The organism is Acinetobacter sp. YH18001 (genome assembly GCF_013416975.1).
Lineage (GTDB): Bacteria > Pseudomonadota > Gammaproteobacteria > Pseudomonadales > Moraxellaceae > Acinetobacter > Acinetobacter pseudolwoffii.
In genome coordinates this window covers 1-1,181 of sequence record NZ_VPEU01000134.1, presented here as the reverse complement: position 1 = coordinate 1,181, position 1,181 = coordinate 1, and the positions used below count along the sequence as shown (strand labels likewise).

1 protein-coding gene is annotated in these 1,181 nt (G+C 35.7%); it reads right to left on the bottom strand.

The window, feature by feature from the left end; all coding sequences use genetic code 11:
- Positions 1–18: 18 nt before the first annotated feature.
- A protein-coding gene (locus tag FTV48_RS14815; RefSeq protein ID WP_085940648.1) for an IS4-like element ISAba1 family transposase occupies positions 19–1,109 on the bottom strand; the annotation gives its coding sequence in 2 pieces (ribosomal slippage) (positions 19–569 and positions 569–1,109; 1,092 coding nt in all).
- Between the last annotated feature and the right edge of the window lie 72 nt (positions 1,110–1,181).

Below are 1,181 nucleotides of genomic sequence, written 5' to 3'. Positions count from 1 at the left end.
CTCTGTACACGACAAATTTCACAGAACCCTTATCCTATCAGGATTCTGCTTTCTTAAAATTGCCAAAATTTCCTTAAACTCTTCTTTTTTCCCAAAACCAATTAAACGCTGAATCGCCATTTGAACATAGTCTAAACCATAGCGAAATAAACTCATTGAGAGTCGTCCATGCTTCTTTATTTTTATCGCTTTTTTTTGATTATGTTGCCATTCACCCGTTAAGTAACACCAACAGAAGCTTATAGCTAACACCGCAATCAATTTTTTCACTCGTCTAGGGTCTGTCAAGCGCGTATTTTCAAGATTAAACCCGCGTCCTTTGAGACAACTGAATAAGGTTTCAATTTCCCAGCGTAATGCATAATCCTGAATAGCATTGGCATTAAACTGAGGAGAAACGACGAGTAAAAGCTCTCCATTTTCTAACTGTAGTGCACTTATATATAGTTTCACCCGACCAACCAAAATCCGTCGTTTACGACATTCAATTTGACCAACTTTAAGATGGCGAAATAAATCACTAATTTTATGATTCTTTCCTAAATGATTGGTGACAATGAAGTTTTTTTAACACGAATGCAGAAGTTGATGTCTTGTTCAATTAACCATGTAAACCACTGCTCACCGATAAACTCTCTGTCTGCGAACACATTCACAATACGGTCTTTACCAAAAATGGCTATAAAGCGTTGAATCAAAGCAATACGCTCTTTCGTATCTGAATTTCCACGTTTATTAAGCAATGTCCAAAGGATAGGTATCGCTATTCCACGATAAACGATTGCGAGCATCAGGATATTAATATTTCGTTTTCCCCATTTCCAATTGGTTCTATCTAAAGTCAGTTGCACTTGGTCGAATGAAAACATATTGAAAATCAACTGAGAAATTTGACGATAATCAAAATACTGACCTGCAAAGAAGCGCTGCATACGTCGATAAAATGATTGTGGTAAACACTTGATGGGCAAGGCTTTAGATGCAGAAGAAAGATTACATGTTTGCTTTAAAATAATCACAAGCATGATGAGCGCAAAGCACTTTAAATGTGACTTGTTCCATTTTAGAGATTTGTTTAAGATAAGATATAACTCATTGAGATGTGTCATAGTATTCGTCGTTAGAAAACAATTATTGTGACATTATTTCAATGAGTTATCTATTTTTGTCGTGTACAGAGA